This window comes from Acetobacter sp. P5B1 (assembly GCF_018811985.1).
GTDB classification, from domain to species: domain Bacteria; phylum Pseudomonadota; class Alphaproteobacteria; order Acetobacterales; family Acetobacteraceae; genus Acetobacter; species Acetobacter cerevisiae.
Window position 1 is genome coordinate 1 of sequence record NZ_JACRVS010000039.1, and the last position, 14,884, is coordinate 14,884.

Below are 14,884 nucleotides of genomic sequence, written 5' to 3' on the forward strand. Positions count from 1 at the left end.
GGATCAAAGGGCGGACACCCGCCTTTGCTTCCATCCGAATAGGCCAGAGCCTTCTCCAGATCAGGGCGGAACACCTCAAAATCCACAGTTCGGGAAAACGCTTCAAGCTGATCGCCAAGCCCGCTCAACCGGGCAAGCCGCTCTTCAACATCAAAGAAACCAGACTGCTTCATGTAATCCCCCAATCAACGCCGAAGAAATGGAAGCACACAGAGCAACTCAGAGCCAAGGGGTTTTTCGAACCCTCCAAGTCCAGTATTTTTCCGCTAAATTTTATCCCGGTACATCCCGGTCAATTACCTATTGTCGCTAAATTTCATCCTTCTTGGTCGGCTACCATTATTTTTTATCTTTCGCGGGTAAGGCACTTGATGCAAGCAAGTGCTGATTATGTTGCGTGTATGGTGCGGATGGTAGTAATCCAAGGATGACATATTAGGGTAAACAGATTGATATAAGGTAGGGAATTTAAGTATTTATATAGTAAAACGTTTTTGGATGAGGTTTTGTAGTTTTCTGTGGGTAGGGAAAAATGCCCAATGCAAAGGACTGTCAGTATGAAACGCATTGCAGTGATTGGGGCGGGGGCGTGGGGGACGGCTCTGGCTTTGCATTCAGCGCGGGCGGGTGCGTCTGTTCAGCTCTGGGCGCGAGATCCATCCGCACGGCTGGCCAGTGGCGCAATGCCGCGTCTAAGTGCCTATCCGCTCCCTGATGCTGTGGAGGTTACGAATGAGTGGGCTGTGCAGGCGGATATGACGCTCGTGGCCGTGCCTATGAAGCATCTGGCTTCCGTGCTGGTACAGCTTGAAACGATGTCGCCTCTCGTTCTGTGCTGCAAAGGGGTGAAGCCCGACAGTCTGCATTTTCCGCTGGATATTCTGGGCGCCATCAGGCCGGGTCATGCGGGGGCTGTTCTTTCGGGGCCTAATTTTGCGCATGAAGTGGCGGCCGGGTTGCCTGCTGCCGCTGTTATTGCGGCCAGACAGGATGGTCTGGCGCGTTCTCTCGCCGACATGCTCGGGACCCCGGCTTTCCGGCTTTACGACAGCACGGACACCATCGGGGTGCAGCTTGGTGGCGCGGCCAAGAATGTCATCGCCATTGCTGCGGGCGTGACGATTGGTGCAGGGCTCGGGGAAAATGCGCGTGCCGCTCTGGTAACGCGGGGGCTGGCGGAAATCAGTCGCCTTGCGCTGGCGCTTGGGGGCGAGGCGGCCACTGTGTCGGGCCTGTCCGGGATGGGCGATCTGCTTCTGACATGCACCGGCACGTCCTCACGCAATTTTCGCGTGGGTCGGGCGTTGGGGGAAGGTCTGTCGCCTGCGGAGGCGGAGGCTGCTGCGGGTGGAGTGGCAGAAGGTGTGGCGACGTCACAGGCGCTAACTGAACTGGCGCGTCGCTCTCAGGTGAGTGTGCCTGTCATGGATGCTGTCGCTGCAATCGTCACCGGGCGTGTGCTTTTAAAAGATGTCATTGAGCAGCTTCTGGCGCGGCCTTTGGGACCGGAACATAAAATAACGGACGCTTTTTTTGCGTTAGAGTGATTTTTTAAAACCAGTGATCAAATCGATTATTTTTGTGGATAATTCAAGGTGTTTTCTGCGCCAGAATCGCCCGTCCTGCGGGTATGCTGGTGTGGGGCTGACGCCCTGCGGTCAAAGCGTCAGCATTCCGTTTATTTTGAGATCTGCACGTCAGCCAGTGCGGTATTGAGCAGATAAGCCAGACGGACGCCAGCCTTCATGAGCTGCTGTGTCACAACGGTCTGGGCTGCGGCATCGTAACCGGCAGGGAGTTCAACCGGGGCGCTGTCCGGGTCGCAACCTGCTTTTACGGTGGTCAGGTGGTAGGCGTAGTCGCGGGCCAGACCGAAGCTTTCCTGCGCCCAGTCTGAGGGTGTGCCTTGTTGCCATGCCTGTTTGTCATCGTACGTAATGTGCATGAACAGCGTGTCGGACAAGCTTTTGGGATTGGGGTCCAGTTCAGAGACCACTGCCGTATCCCAATAGGAATGCAGGTTGGTTGTGCGTGGGCCGCCCAGTGCGAGCCGCACACAGTTGCCGCCTTTGTCATGATTATCTGCGGCATGGAGCGGCTGATGCAGATCCCCGACAAAATGCACCAGATATTTCAGCGCCAGAATGCGCTCAGCTGGCGTTGTATCGGGCGCTGCGAGTTCCTTTTCAAATTCAGGAATTTTGTTAACGACACAGTCTTTTGCGGGGCCTGTGCTCGCAGGTCCGTTCTGGACGGGGAAGTTGTAGCAGGCCTGATGGATGTTGGGCTGGTCCAGTTCAATATCGACAAAATGCCACTCGCCCGTTTCCTTGTGGCCGCCACTGCGCCAGGCATCCGCCCAGGTGGAACGGGAGAGGAAATCAGGCTGTGTCAGTGTGTCTTTATCCTGCTTTAAAAGGAGGTCGATCTTCTGGCGGACGTCCGGGGTCAGATAATCCCACGCCAGTGCGGCGACAACCTGATGCCCTTCACGGCCCCACGCCAGAGCCTGGGAACTTGTGGTGGCTAAACCGAGCAACATGCAGCCTGTAACAGCAAAAATATTAAAACGTGATCTCATGAAGAATACTCTCAAAAAGTCTCATTATTTTTGAGATTATAGTTTTTTCAGAAAAATATATCTATTCGGAATTGTAATATTTTTTTACTGTGCTGCCTCCACCTGTTTTTGTTTCACGCAGCACTGTCCGCAGGCTGTGCCGATATGTGACATTATGATGAAATGTGTTGTTACGGTTGTTGTGGGCGCTGTTTCTGTTTAGGGCAGCTGTCGTTTGCCCTCACTGTTTGGAACGATTTTTAAAGAAGCGAGTGGGGCGGTCTTAAAAGACTGGTGTAAGCATTTGAACTTGAGAGGGCATGGATGTCGGTGATCGGACGCAGAGGACTTCTGAGGGGCGGAGGTGGACTTGTTACAGCGGGTCTTCTGTCCTCCATCAACCGTGCCCTGGCTATTCCGGCCGAGCGCCGGAGCGGCACGCTGGAAGATGTTAAGCACATTGTTGTGCTGATGCAGGAAAACCGGTCCTTTGATCACTATTTTGGTCACCTGAATGGGGTGCGCGGGGTGGGGGATCGTCACCCGGTCCGCTCTCCGGACGGTACGCCAGTCTGGTCACAGTGGCGGGCAAAGCCGGAGCAGGGGAGGGKTCTGCCCTTCCAACTGCGCACGCATGTCACAAGCGCGCAATGTGTTCTGGATCTCGACCACAACTGGGCGCCTACACATGCGGCCATCAATGCCGGATGGAACGACCAGTGGCCCCGGCACAAGACCGACATGACGATGGGGTACTACACGCGCGAGGATATCCCCTACCATTACGCGCTGGCCGATGCGTTTACGGTCTGTGACCATTATTTCTGCTCTACTCCCACCCAAACGCACCCGAACCGCTTTTATCTGATGACCGGAACAGTCGATGGGGAAGGTGTGGGCGGCGGCCCCGTTCTGGATAATGTGGACTGGGTTGATCGTGCGTTTTACCCGCAGGTTCCCGGGCCATTTAACTGGACAACCTACCCGGAACGGCTGGAAGCGGCCGGGGTGAGCTGGCAGGTTTACCAGCAGGGTCTTTCTCCGTCCGATGTGGAAAACGGCAATTTTGGCACGAACGTGCTGCTGAATTTCCGGAACTATGTTGATGCGCCTGAAGGCTCTCCGCTGTTCCAGCGGGCGATGACAAAGCGCACACTGGATACGCTGAAGCAGGATGTTCTGGCGGATCGTTTGCCTCAGGTCTCCTGGTTGCTGCCGCCAGCCGCGTATTCCGAGCATCCCCGTTGGACCCCCGGTTATGGGGCAACGTATATCGCCCGGGTTCTGAATGCTCTGACGGCCAACCCGGACGTGTGGGCCAAAACCGTTCTGCTGGTCATGTATGACGAAAATGACGGTTATTTTGACCATATGCCGCCACCGCAGCCGCCCACACCAGTGCTGCCCGGCAAGAGCACGGTGGAGACGCGGGGTGAGATTCATGACCGCATCACGCCCTACGAGCCGAAGCGGTATAAGGCTGATCTGCTGCCTTACGGACTTGGGCCACGTGTTCCCATGCTGGCTTTGTCTCCGTGGAGCACGGGTGGGTTTGTGTGTTCGGAAGTGTTCGACCACACGTCTGTCTTGCGGTTTATTGAGGCCCGCTTTGGGGTGCGTGAAACCAATATTACCCCTTGGCGGCGGTCTGTGTGTGGAGATCTGACCAGCGCGTTCGATTTCTCGCGCAAGCAGGGCCTGAAGGGTGGCCTTCCTGATACAGCTGATTACAAGAGCAAAACCGATCTGTCCTGCAAGCTGTCGGACCCGGCTGTTCCGGCTCAAAGCAGTGTGTCTGACATTGGTGAACAGGAAAAAGGCCATCGGCCAGCGCGGCCTCTGCCTTACGTTCTGGCTGTGAATGAAGTGGACGGAGCCGCTGGCTTCTGCACGCTTCAGTTCGAGAATGAGGGCACAACGGGTGCCTGTTTCTATGTGTATCAGGAGCGGTCAGAGGAAAAACCGCGGCGCTACACGGTGGGGGCAGGGGCCTCTTTGCAGGATCAATGGTCTGTGCCGGCTGGTGAGATGCTGCGACTGATGGTGATCGGACCTAATGGGTTTGCGCGGTATTTTCATCGCAAAGGCCGTTCGGGTGTGGGGATTTCTGTTGCTGACCAGACAGAGACCGGGGCCGTCGTCGTGAAGCTGACCAACCGTACCAACCGACCGCAAACCGTGCACATGCATGATAATGCTTATGGGCTTTCGCAGCGGACTGTGGTGCTGCCAGCGCGTGGTGTCAGGCAGGAGCAGGTCATGCTGGCAAAAAGTGACCATTGGTATGATCTGACGGTCTCTGTTGACGCGGAGCCGGGCCTGACAAGCCGATTTGCAGGGCATGTTGAAACGGGACGACCCAGCATTACAGACCCGGCTTTGGGTAAGCCCATTCTCCACGCATGAGGCCTCGTCCTCCCGGTGCGCCGGGAGGACGTCTGCGACACGTCAGCAGGCGAGGGAGATGTATAAAAATTAAAGAATGTCCGTTTTTTTATGAAGAAAATTTAGAGGCGTGAGACAACATAAAAAAATAAGAAACGGAAAAATTTTCGAGAAATCCTGTATTTTTTTTGGAATCTCGGCAACGGAATTATCGTTCTGATATCGAATTGTTGCAAAAAAGCATCATGATTTTCCTTTTCGTATGCGTGTCATAAAAATTTAAAATAAAACCGATTTTACTAATGTTAAGGAGGGCTGCGCTTAACGATATTTTGAATGGAACTGTTGACCACTATGCAGAAACTTTTGGCCACTTCCGCGCTGATTGGCTTTACAACGCTCCCGTTCTCACTGGCCTTTGCCGCTGCTGAACCTGACACGACGGAAAAGAACAGCGGGCATGTGCGCGCTGCGTCATCGTCAAAAGTTTCCACCAGCGAGCCTTCCATGATGGGCTCAACCGCACCGACAGATCAGGGGCCTGAAAAGGTCGAAGTGAAGGGTGCGCGCCACCGGCAGGTTGGCGGTGGTCTGATGGTTAAGGAAGACGCGCCCAAGTCGCGCTCCACCGTCACCGCAGAATATATTGAAAAGCAGGCCGCTGGTCTGAACCCGATGCAGCTGATTGAAATGCTGCCGGGTGTGAATACCACCTCGACAGATCCGATGGGTCTTTCCGGTGGCCATGTGACCATGCGTGGTCTGACGGAAAGCCAGATCGGGTTCACGCTCGAAGGTTTCCCGATCAACGATATCGGCAGCTACGCTGTCTATCCGCAGGAAATTGTGGACCCTGAAAACCTGCGCACCATTAACGTGGAGCAGGGTTCAGCGGATCTGGACAGCCCGCATATCAGTGCCACCGGCGGTGCTGTGAACATGTATCTGATGAACCCGAAAGATCATCTGGGCGGMAAAGTTGTTGGTTCTTACGGGAACTATAACGCCCGCCGTATTTTTGGGCGTCTGGATACCGGTTATATTGGCCATACCAACGTCAAAGGCTTTGTGTCCTTTTCCGATGCCGCTGAGCAGTCCTGGCGCGGGCCGGGTGGCCAGAACAAGCTGCATGGTGAGACCAAATGGGTGAGCGCCTGGGGTAAGGGCAACGTTATGTCCTTCTCTCTGGTGGGGAACCAGTCCACCGGCGTTCTCTTCCCGACGACCTATATGGATACCTGGCAGCAGAAGGGCATTCACAACAGCTACGCCAGCAAATGGGATCCGAAGAACCCGAGCAGCAACTACTACCAGCTGCACCGGAACCCGTTCACCAACATTTACGCCAGTGCGCCTTCAACCTTTACGCTGACCGATAACCTGACCCTGACCGAAACACCGTATTTCTGGTACGGAAACGGGAACGGTGGCGGTGCCTATAGCGAAAACCTGACCAGCCAGCAGTATGGCGAGCAGAAAGTGACCGGGTCTATCGGGCCGTATAATGCGTCCAACACAAAATCTCTGATTTTGTATAATCCGTCCAACACGCAGACCTATCGCCCCGGTGCGGTGACAAAACTGTCTCTGCACACCGGTATCAACCGTCTGACCGTTGGGTACTGGTTTGAATATTCAAAGCAGCGCCAGACGGCTCCGTTCAGCCTGATTGATAACGAAACCGGCCAGCCTAATGACCTGCTGGGTGGTGGCCCGAACATGGTCTATTCCAACGGGGTGACCGCTCAGTATCGCGACACGCTGACACAGACCCGCATTCATACGATGTTCATTGTGGACAGTCTGTCTCTGCTGAATAATCGCCTTACTCTTGAAGCTGGCCTGAAATACGCCGTGGTGAACCGTGACGGGCAGAACAACCTGCCGAATACGTCCACCGGGCCGTACATCAAAGGGTCCTGGCAGCAGCCGCTGCCGGCTGTGTCTATTCGTTATAAAATTAACGATGAAAACCAGATTTTTGCCTCTTCCACCACCAACTTCCGTATTCCGATGAATACGTCTTTGTATGACTCCGGGACGTATAGCACGACGCTGCATGGCTACAGCACGCAGGCTAATGCCAACATGAAGCCGGAAATCTCTATTTCCGAAGAATTTGGCTGGCGTTATCAGGGCCCGACGATCATGAGCTCTGTGTCGTACTTCCATTATAACTTTACCAACCGCCTGTATCAGCAGACGATCACAACGGATTCCGGCTATACCTACACCCGTAGTATCAATGGCGGGAACTCCCACGCTGATGGTGTGGATATGGAAATCGGCACGCGGCCTATTCTGTATCACCTGCGTCCGTATTTCTCCGCAGAATACATTAACGCCCGTACGGACAGCAATATTGCGGCCGGTGGCTCCAGTGACTTTGTGTTCAGTAAAGGCAAGTTTGCACCGCAGACGCCGAAATATCAGCTGGGCTTCAACCTGGATTATGATGATGGGCACTTCTTCGGGGGCTACAGCCTGAAATATGTCGCCAAACAGTATTCAACCTTTGTGAATGACCAGCATATCCCTGGTTATCTGACGATGAACATCAATGCGGGTTATCGCTTCAAGGATTGGGGTATCATGAAGTCTCCCACCCTGCGTCTGAACCTGCGGAATATTACAGATCGTCACTATCTTGGCTTTGTGAATGGCACCGCGGCCAATGCACTGGCAACAACCGGGATGTATGGTTCCAAGATCAAGGGCGGCAGCACGACTTACTCTATCGCCGCACCGTTTATGGTGATGGGCTCGGCGAGCGTGGACTTCTAAAACTCTGAAGGCCGGAAGGGCAGTCTGCTCCTCCGGCCTTTAGTATTAAACGGGTTAGTGGCTGGATTTTGCGGGGGCTTTACCGTTATCCGGCATTGCAGTTTCTGCAAAATCTTCTGAGACAAAAACCAGACCGTTAAGGATCTGGTCAAGGGCGGCGACTGCTTCAGGAGCCTGCTTGCCTTCAGTAAAGACCGTAGCGCGGTTCAGGGCACCCTGTGTCTGAGCCAGCGGGGTCAGTGCGATAATGAAATCGGCATCTTCTCCCACAACCTGCATGGTCTGAGCAGCCTGATCCGGCTGACCGGCTTTAAGCTGGCCATTGGCTGTTGCAACGGCGGCTTTCTTTTCCGGAGCCAGTGTTTCCGTGGCAATAAATTCACCGCCAACCGGGAGCCATGTGGTCGGAGTTGTCACCGGCATGTGGGACGGAGAAACCGGGTGCTGAGGGGCGGGCTGAAGCTGGCTTTCTGCGGCATCAAATTTGGTTTCTGCCTTGCTGGCTGCCGTCAGACGCTTCTGGGCGTCGTAAAGGGCCGGGATGGCGGCATCGGTGTTGCCAGCGGCAAGCGTTTCACGCGCCTGCACAATATCCGCCATGGCGCGCTGACCGTCGGTAGACAGGTGATGGAAGGCGCGGCCAGCCTTGAAGTTTTCCCATTTGGTATGGAGGCTTTCTGCGTGGGCCAGCATCGGAGTGGCTGTCAGAACAGCCAGGGCGGCCAGAGACGCTTTAGTATTAAGACGCATTGTTACGATCCGTTTCTTCAATATCGAAGGGCTATAATGAGGAAGACCCTTTTCCGCCCTCTATATTGGGTGGGTGGCGACGTCATACAACTCTCAGATACGGGACACAGCTCAGCGGGTTATCGTTCTACGGGGCCTCTTCATAAATGCGTCAGAAACGCCTGCCGGGGCGTATTTGTTTTTGAAGATGCGGGATGGCGCGTTTACAGCAGATAAGGGACCGATTTTCGTGGCGGGGGGAAAGCGATGCAGAGACCTTTCAGAAACAGATCTGCCGGCGCATTGTTCGCGTGTGTGGTGAGTGGCGTTTCAACAGTGATGGCGTCCGGGCACGGTCTGGCCGCAGCAAAGCTCGCTGAACTACGCGTTCCGACGGGATTTCATATCGGGATTTTCTCCGCTCAGGTGCCCGGCGCACGGGAAATGGCCATTGGGGCGCAGGGCACAGTGTTTGTCGGCACAATGGGGCCGGGCGTGGTCTATGCCATTTCCACTGATCAGGCTGGCCATGCCATCAAAGTCCGCACCATTGCCCATGGGCTGGATCTGCCGGTTGGCGTGGCATTTTATCGGGGTGATCTCTATATCTCCGATACTCAGCGCATTGTGGCTCTGCGGGACATTGAGCACCATCTGGATGCTCCGCCTGCACCGGAGGTGGTTGCAGATGCGTTGCCGTATGAGGATGGGGACCACTCCTGGAAATTTATCGCCTTTGGGCCAGATGGCAGGTTGTATGTGCCCATTGGTGCGCCCTGTAATATTTGCGATGTCGGGCATAAATTTGGACGTCTGCTCAGCATGAATCCGGATGGGACTGACCGGCAGGACGTCGCTTTTGGCATCCGCAATACGGTGGGTTTCACATGGCAACCGGGAAACGGTGCCTTATGGTTTACCGATAACGGGCGGGATAATCTGGGAGACGATACTCCCTCGGACGAGCTGAATCGGGTTGGCCGCCCCGGAGAATCGTTTGGGTATCCGTATTGCCATCAGGGTAATCTGCCTGATCCGCAATTTGGAAAGCAGCATGCCTGTAGTGAGTTCACACCGCCAGCCTTGCTTTTGGGGGCGCATGTGGCGGCGCTGGGGCTGCGCTTTTATGAAGGAACGGAGTTTCCTGCCTCATATAAAGGCGCACTGATTATTGCCGAACACGGCTCATGGAATCGCAGCACGCTTGCCGGCTATCAGGTTGTCTCGGTGCATTTCGGGCATGATGGAAAACCGCAGGCGCCGGACGTGCTGGTGAGCGGATTTCGGCATGGTCAGACCGCATGGGGGCGTCCGGTTGATGTGCAGCCCATGGCGGATGGGAGTGTGCTGATCAGTGATGATTTGTCCGGCACGATCTACAAGCTGACTTATGACGGCAGCCCGTAAGGATGGGCAGCGGGTTAGAGCTTGACCCGCATATGGTCGCGCAGGGCGTTGCACCGTTTGGTATATTGCGACGCCTTGGAGGCCGTGACGAAATTGATGAGAAACGCGGCTAGCAATGAGAAAAAAGACAGGACAGTCAGTAATTCGCCTGTGAAAGAGATGTCTTCATTATAGTGCAGGGCGGAATACCAGAGCAGGCCAATGCTGAGCACAGCGCCAAAAAATCCAAAGACGCCAGTGGATTTTATCAGGGAATCCTCAATGCTTTCAAAGGCGGAGGTTTCTCGCCAGAGGTCAAAAAGCCGGCGATCCACATCATCTATGGCGTTGGCATGGCTTTCTTTTTGGGCGTCCGTGCGCATGTGGGGGTTTTTGCGGTGAATATCCAGTTCCTGCCGGGCTTTGACAAAGACCCGACGCCGCTCCTTGATGGCGGGCAGGCTGATATCGACAAAACTGAGAATGGCGACGTTAAGACCCGCAGAGAGCTGCACGACAGCCTGAAAATCACCCCACGATATGCTCATACTTGGCCGCCCTGTTCCTCAGTCCTTGTCACCTGAGTGTCCTACTGAGAACGGCGTGTGGCACCAAGAGCCCGCGGGCATGTCAGCTATTCGGGAAAGCGGAGCGGGTCAGTCAAGACAGTTGGCGCGTTCTGCCCGGCTGATGTCCCAGCACAGTACGGCGACCGGCGGCAGTGGCCACAGGAAGGGCAGGCTACTTTTCAGGCTCAGAGCGATGGAGGCTGTTGCGGCCCCTATCAGAAAGGCCACCCATGACAGGCCGGGTAGAAAAATGGCACTGCGAGGGGGGCGCGGAACAGCGCTGCCCGGCAGGCAAGACATAAGCCATGCAGCAAAGGCCGCAGCGCATTTCAGCAGATTGCTGGTGATGACGACGGTCTGAATGGCATTGCCTGAAAAGCGTGCCAGCGTCTGTCCCTGAATGGCCATAAGGGCTGGCAGTACAAGGCATTCATAACGCACCTGACTGGGTGCGCCATGAACGCTCTGTGCGATAACTAGCAGGACAGCCATTATCACAAAGCCATAGACAGGCAGAGCAATAAGTCTGAGGCAGGCTGCAAGAATGGCAGTCAGGAAAAAGACCAGAATGAGTTCTGCAACCAGCAGACCATGCGGCCAGTTTCCCGCTGCCAAAGTGGCGTCCATATGGATGGTGTTTCCGGTCATGGCGCCCGCAAACATCCCGCCCAGATCAATAAAGCTGAGCGCATTGATATAGCCCGCCAGCAGACCAAGAAGCAGAATGCGGCGAGCGGATGCCAAAACCGGAGCGGACGCCATGCGGATTAACGGGTGCTGAACAGACGGTCGCCAGCGTCCCCAAGACCGGGGCGGATATAGCCGTGTTCGTCCAGCCCGCGATCAATCGAGCAGGTCAGAATAGGCACATCCGGGTGGGCTTTTTGCAGGCAGGCAATGCCTTCCGGCGTGGAGAGCAGGCAGACAAACAGCAGACGTTTGGCCCCCTGTTCCTTCAGGCGCGCCAGAGCAGCAGCAGCACTGTGGCCGGTGGCCAGCATGGGGTCGACCACAATGCAGCGGCGTGAGGCAATCTGTGTCGGCAGCTTGAGGTAATATTCCACAGCCTCAAGGCTATCGGGGTCACGATACAGGCCAATGTGCCCAACAGGCGCGAAAGGCACGAGGTCCAGCATGCCATCCAGCAGGCCATTACCGGCACGCAGAATGGAAATGAAGCAGACATCCGGGCCAGCCAGCTGTTCGCCCTGCATCGTTTCGAGCGGCGTTGTAATTTCGACCGGCTCCAGAGGGAGATCGCGCGTGGCTTCGTAGCACATCAGCAGGCTGAGTTCGCGCACCAGCCGCCGGAAACCCGCTGTAGACGTTTCCTTGCGGCGCAGGTGGGTCAGCTTGTGCTGGATGAGCGGGTGATCAAGCACCACAGGAGGGAGAGGGGGAGGGGTTTCTAAAGTCATGGGGGAAGCATAACGATTGAAAGAAAATTCCGCCATATTCCCCGAAGCAGGAAATTTTTCTTAATGGAAATTTGCAGCGCGGCCCGGACTAGTGGCAGAAGGGCGCTGCAAGGCCCAAAGGGGGGCCTGTTGGCTGGGTCTGTCTGGCCTGTATGTTTGTTTGAAGAGGAAGTAGAGCCAGATGGCCGTAAACTACGCGACTGTCACGTGGGACCAGTTACATAGAGATGCTCGTATTCTGGCAGAGGCTCTTGTGCCCAAAATGCCGTTTAAAGGCGTGGTGGCCGTCACACGCGGTGGGTTGATCCCGGCAGCTATTATTGCGCGAGAACTGAATTGCCGTCTGGTCGAGACCATTTCCGTCGTCACCTATGATGAAGAAGAGCGCGGCAAGCCCACCATCATCAAGTCTCCTGATGCAGCGGGCGATGGCGAGGGCTTCCTTGTTATTGATGACCTGGTGGATTCTGGTGTGACAGCCCGTGTGGTGCGTGAGCGGCTGCCCAAAGCCTATTTTGCCTGCCTGTATGCTAAGCCTGCCGGAATGGACCTGACGAATCACTTTGTGGTTGAAGTGCCGCAGGATACCTGGGTTTTGTTCCCGTGGGACACGGCTCCGCTGTTTGTTCCGCCGCTTGCCAGCAAGACAATGGACAAGGCTGACTGATTTTTTACCGCAATGGGCTTGCCAGCCTGCCGAATGCCGCTTAGGTTCCGCTGCATTCGGGGCGTGGCGCAGCCTGGTAGCGCGCGTGTTTTGGGTACACGAGGCCCCCGGTTCGAGTCCGGGCGCCCCGACCACATATATCTGGAGGCATCACCATGCCGGCACGGATTTATAAGCAGCCTAAAGCGGCGGGGCAGTCAGGACTGGCTGGCACGCGTGAGTGGGTTTTTGAATACGGACAAACGGCTCCAAGGCATCAGGACCCACTGATGGGCTGGACTGGAAGTCAGGATACCCAGTCTCAGCTGCGTTTGTATTTTACCTCCTGTGAGGATGCTGTGGCTTATGCTCAGCGTGAGCAGATCGGCTACGAAGTTGAAGTCCCTGTTCAGCGTATCCGTAAGCCTAAAGTCTATGCGGATAACTTCCGGTTTGACCGGATCCAGAACTGGACCCATTGATTTTCCGGATATTTCCGACTATCGGAGGGTGCAGAGTACGCGCCCTTAGCTCAGTTGGATAGAGCAACAGCCTTCTAAGCTGTGGGTCGCTGGTTCGAATCCAGCAGGGCGCGCCATACTTTTCAAGACTTTAAGTGGGTTTTGGGGCGAGAAGTGTTGCTCCACCCTTCACTGGTGCAACAATGGTGCAACATTAAACGGTGGATAAAATTCTTATCGTGTTTATGAAAAGGCGCTGGGTTGATATTGCTGGCAGATAAATTTTATCCGCTAGCGCATCGTTTTGCGGGTTTAGTGAATAAGGCGATCATAATCTCTCAAAACGCAGCGCTAGATAACTTAAAACATGCTACAGACTGATATTCGAGATAGCCGAGATAACTCCACTTGCAACGAGGTTGGTAGCTACTTCCTCTGCTACGCTTTTGATGGAACTTAATAACCCTATGATAATGTGTGGTTGAGGCTCAGCTTTCCTTTGTTCTTTTTCAAGTTCATCCAGATAATGGTTTACGGCAGCCTGTTTTTGAGTGTCTAGCCCCATCTGATCTTGGTAGATTCGCAGCTGAGAAATCAGGGCTGCTACTTTTTCAAGCTCCTGATGAACGTGCTGTGTGGATGAGGCGGTGACATCTCCACCTATTTGGCCGCCTAGATTTCCAGCGAAGCTGCCAATTGCGCCAATATTATATGTATGTCCAGAATTCTCGCTCACTTTTGCTTTCTCCTCTGGAAGAAATGACATGCCCTCTCCTTTGATGCCCGCAGCCTGAAGTGAGAGTGACCAATCTAATACTTTGTTCCTTACTTCATCCAGTATGGAGACGAATGCATTTTTAGAAAAGAAAATACTCATAGGCATCGTAGGCATATTAGCCATATTGCAAAGTAGCTGTGTATGTCTGCCTGTGAGCGAGATAGACAGTGTTCCCTCGCTCTCAATTAGATGCTCAATTTCTTTCACGGAGTTATAGATTGGGCGCGTACAAACCAATTGCTCAGTTTCATAGTCTTCAATTATCAGTTGTTGCCATCCATGGTAAGGATTAAGGAACTTAACAGTGCCTCTGACCTTACGATAATCAGGCACGGGTAAGTCTTTATAACCATTTAATTCGGCATCAACCCATTCCATCGGTTGCTGAAGTTGGAGCTTGGCTGCGATCGCTTTAGCCTTTCTAAGCATATTCGAAAGGTGAGCCGTATCACTGTAGGTGTCTTGTTCAAGTTCATGAACTAAAGAAGGCATTTTTCCCGTCTTTCATTAAAATAGGCTGCCATATGTCAGTTGAAAAGAAGACGTTCGATTTTTCAAACCACACTGTATGCTTTTGCAAAGGTTTTACCGAATTAAAGCTAAGTTTTCACCCTGTCGATGGTGAGATTGGGTTTCCGCCTGTGTAATGGCGGCTAACATCTGGCTATCCACTTGCTTTCATGGCATCATCATTAATGGCGCGTGATAACGCCATTCTACATGAGGCGGCCCCTATGTCGGGTGGCCTGCCCAATAAAACACCCGGACCCTATGTCCAGCGGTGAACGGTGAAAGCTGTTCATCGTCTGCGGAAATAGGCAGGGCGTGCATATGCCTCATGTAGACACGTTATCACCCGCCCGACGCCCGGAGGCGGCAATAATAAATTGCGTCTTGGTTGTCGGGTCAGGGTTATATGAGGTGGAGGGTTCGAAAAACCCCTTGGCTCTGAGTTGTTCTGTGTGATTCCATTTTTTTGGCGTTGATTGGGGATGGAGGAAGATGAAGCAATCTGGTTTCTTTGATGTTGAAGAGCGTCTTGCTCGGCTGAGCGGGCTTGGCGATCAACTGGAGGCCTTTTCCCGGACTGTGGATTTTGAGGTGTTCCGCCCTGATCTGGAGCTGGCTCTGGCCTATTCAGACGGAAGTAAAGGCGGACGTCCGCCGT

General features: G+C 54.3%; 12 protein-coding genes, 2 tRNA genes and 2 pseudogenes. 9 read left to right on the forward strand and 7 right to left on the reverse strand.

Annotated features, from left to right (window positions below):
• Positions 1–173, reverse strand: a pseudogene (locus KP703_RS14310) (IS5/IS1182 family transposase); the annotation flags it as partial.
• 384 nt (positions 174–557) lie between these two features.
• Here KP703_RS14310 and KP703_RS14315 point away from each other — a divergent pair.
• Positions 558–1,547 carry an NAD(P)H-dependent glycerol-3-phosphate dehydrogenase gene (locus KP703_RS14315; protein ID WP_215755422.1) on the forward strand — a complete coding sequence of 330 codons (990 nt, stop codon included), beginning with the start codon at positions 558–560 and terminating at the stop codon, positions 1,545–1,547.
• A 131-nt stretch (positions 1,548–1,678) separates the two neighbouring features.
• Here KP703_RS14315 and KP703_RS14320 read toward each other — a convergent pair whose 3' ends face one another.
• Entirely contained in the window at positions 1,679–2,581 is a 903-nt protein-coding gene (locus tag KP703_RS14320) for a S1/P1 nuclease (protein WP_215755423.1), read from the reverse strand.
• Between the two features lie 303 nt (positions 2,582–2,884).
• On the opposite strand from KP703_RS14320, the gene KP703_RS14325 reads away from it, so the two are divergent.
• Together KP703_RS14325 and KP703_RS14330 are read left to right on the forward strand one after the other, a co-directional pair.
• Positions 2,885–4,966 (forward strand): phosphocholine-specific phospholipase C, encoded by a 2,082-nt coding sequence (locus tag KP703_RS14325; protein WP_215755424.1) that lies wholly within the window; start codon positions 2,885–2,887, stop codon positions 4,964–4,966.
• 333 nt (positions 4,967–5,299) lie between these two features.
• Positions 5,300–7,729: a TonB-dependent receptor gene (locus KP703_RS14330; protein WP_373687505.1), complete on the forward strand. Its 2,430-nt coding sequence runs from the start codon at positions 5,300–5,302 to the stop codon at positions 7,727–7,729.
• A gap of 54 nt (positions 7,730–7,783) precedes the next feature.
• Here KP703_RS14330 and KP703_RS14335 read toward each other — a convergent pair whose 3' ends face one another.
• Complete coding sequence (locus KP703_RS14335) at positions 7,784–8,479, reverse strand: YfdX family protein (protein WP_215755426.1); 696 nt, start codon at positions 8,477–8,479, stop codon at positions 7,784–7,786.
• Positions 8,480–8,797: 318 nt separating this feature from the next.
• On the opposite strand from KP703_RS14335, the gene KP703_RS14340 reads away from it, so the two are divergent.
• The gene (locus tag KP703_RS14340) at positions 8,798–9,865 is read left to right on the forward strand and encodes a sorbosone dehydrogenase family protein (RefSeq protein ID WP_252354108.1); all 1,068 of its coding nucleotides are present in this window, start codon (positions 8,798–8,800) and stop codon (positions 9,863–9,865) included.
• A 14-nt stretch (positions 9,866–9,879) separates the two neighbouring features.
• On the opposite strand, the gene KP703_RS14345 is transcribed toward KP703_RS14340, so the two are convergent.
• From KP703_RS14345 to upp, 3 genes are all read right to left on the reverse strand, one after another.
• Positions 9,880–10,392 (reverse strand): hypothetical protein, encoded by a 513-nt coding sequence (locus KP703_RS14345; protein ID WP_043550527.1) that lies wholly within the window; start codon positions 10,390–10,392, stop codon positions 9,880–9,882.
• 108 nt (positions 10,393–10,500) lie between these two features.
• Positions 10,501–11,175 (reverse strand): YoaK family protein, encoded by a 675-nt coding sequence (locus KP703_RS14350; protein WP_215755428.1) that lies wholly within the window; start codon positions 11,173–11,175, stop codon positions 10,501–10,503.
• A gap of 5 nt (positions 11,176–11,180) precedes the next feature.
• Entirely contained in the window at positions 11,181–11,831 is a 651-nt protein-coding gene (gene upp / locus KP703_RS14355; RefSeq protein ID WP_215755429.1) for a uracil phosphoribosyltransferase, read from the reverse strand.
• Between the two features lie 181 nt (positions 11,832–12,012).
• Here upp and gpt point away from each other — a divergent pair, with 181 nt between their 5' ends.
• The 4 genes from gpt (at position 12,013) to KP703_RS14375 (ending at position 13,075) form a co-directional block, all read left to right on the forward strand.
• Entirely contained in the window at positions 12,013–12,498 is a 486-nt protein-coding gene (gpt, locus tag KP703_RS14360) for a xanthine phosphoribosyltransferase (RefSeq protein WP_062143990.1), read from the forward strand.
• A 57-nt stretch (positions 12,499–12,555) separates the two neighbouring features.
• Positions 12,556–12,632, forward strand: a tRNA-Pro gene (locus tag KP703_RS14365).
• A 21-nt stretch (positions 12,633–12,653) separates the two neighbouring features.
• On the forward strand, positions 12,654–12,959 hold the full coding sequence (locus KP703_RS14370; protein ID WP_215755430.1) for an ETC complex I subunit: 306 nt from the start codon (positions 12,654–12,656) through the stop codon (positions 12,957–12,959).
• A 39-nt stretch (positions 12,960–12,998) separates the two neighbouring features.
• Positions 12,999–13,075: transfer RNA gene (locus KP703_RS14375), tRNA-Arg, on the forward strand.
• A gap of 233 nt (positions 13,076–13,308) precedes the next feature.
• On the opposite strand, the gene KP703_RS14380 is transcribed toward KP703_RS14375, so the two are convergent.
• Positions 13,309–14,208 carry a hypothetical protein gene (locus KP703_RS14380; RefSeq protein ID WP_215755431.1) on the reverse strand — a complete coding sequence of 300 codons (900 nt, stop codon included), beginning with the start codon at positions 14,206–14,208 and terminating at the stop codon, positions 13,309–13,311.
• Between the two features lie 510 nt (positions 14,209–14,718).
• Between KP703_RS14380 and KP703_RS14385 the strand changes: the two are divergent.
• Positions 14,719–14,884 (forward strand): annotated as a pseudogene (locus KP703_RS14385) (IS5/IS1182 family transposase); the annotation flags it as partial.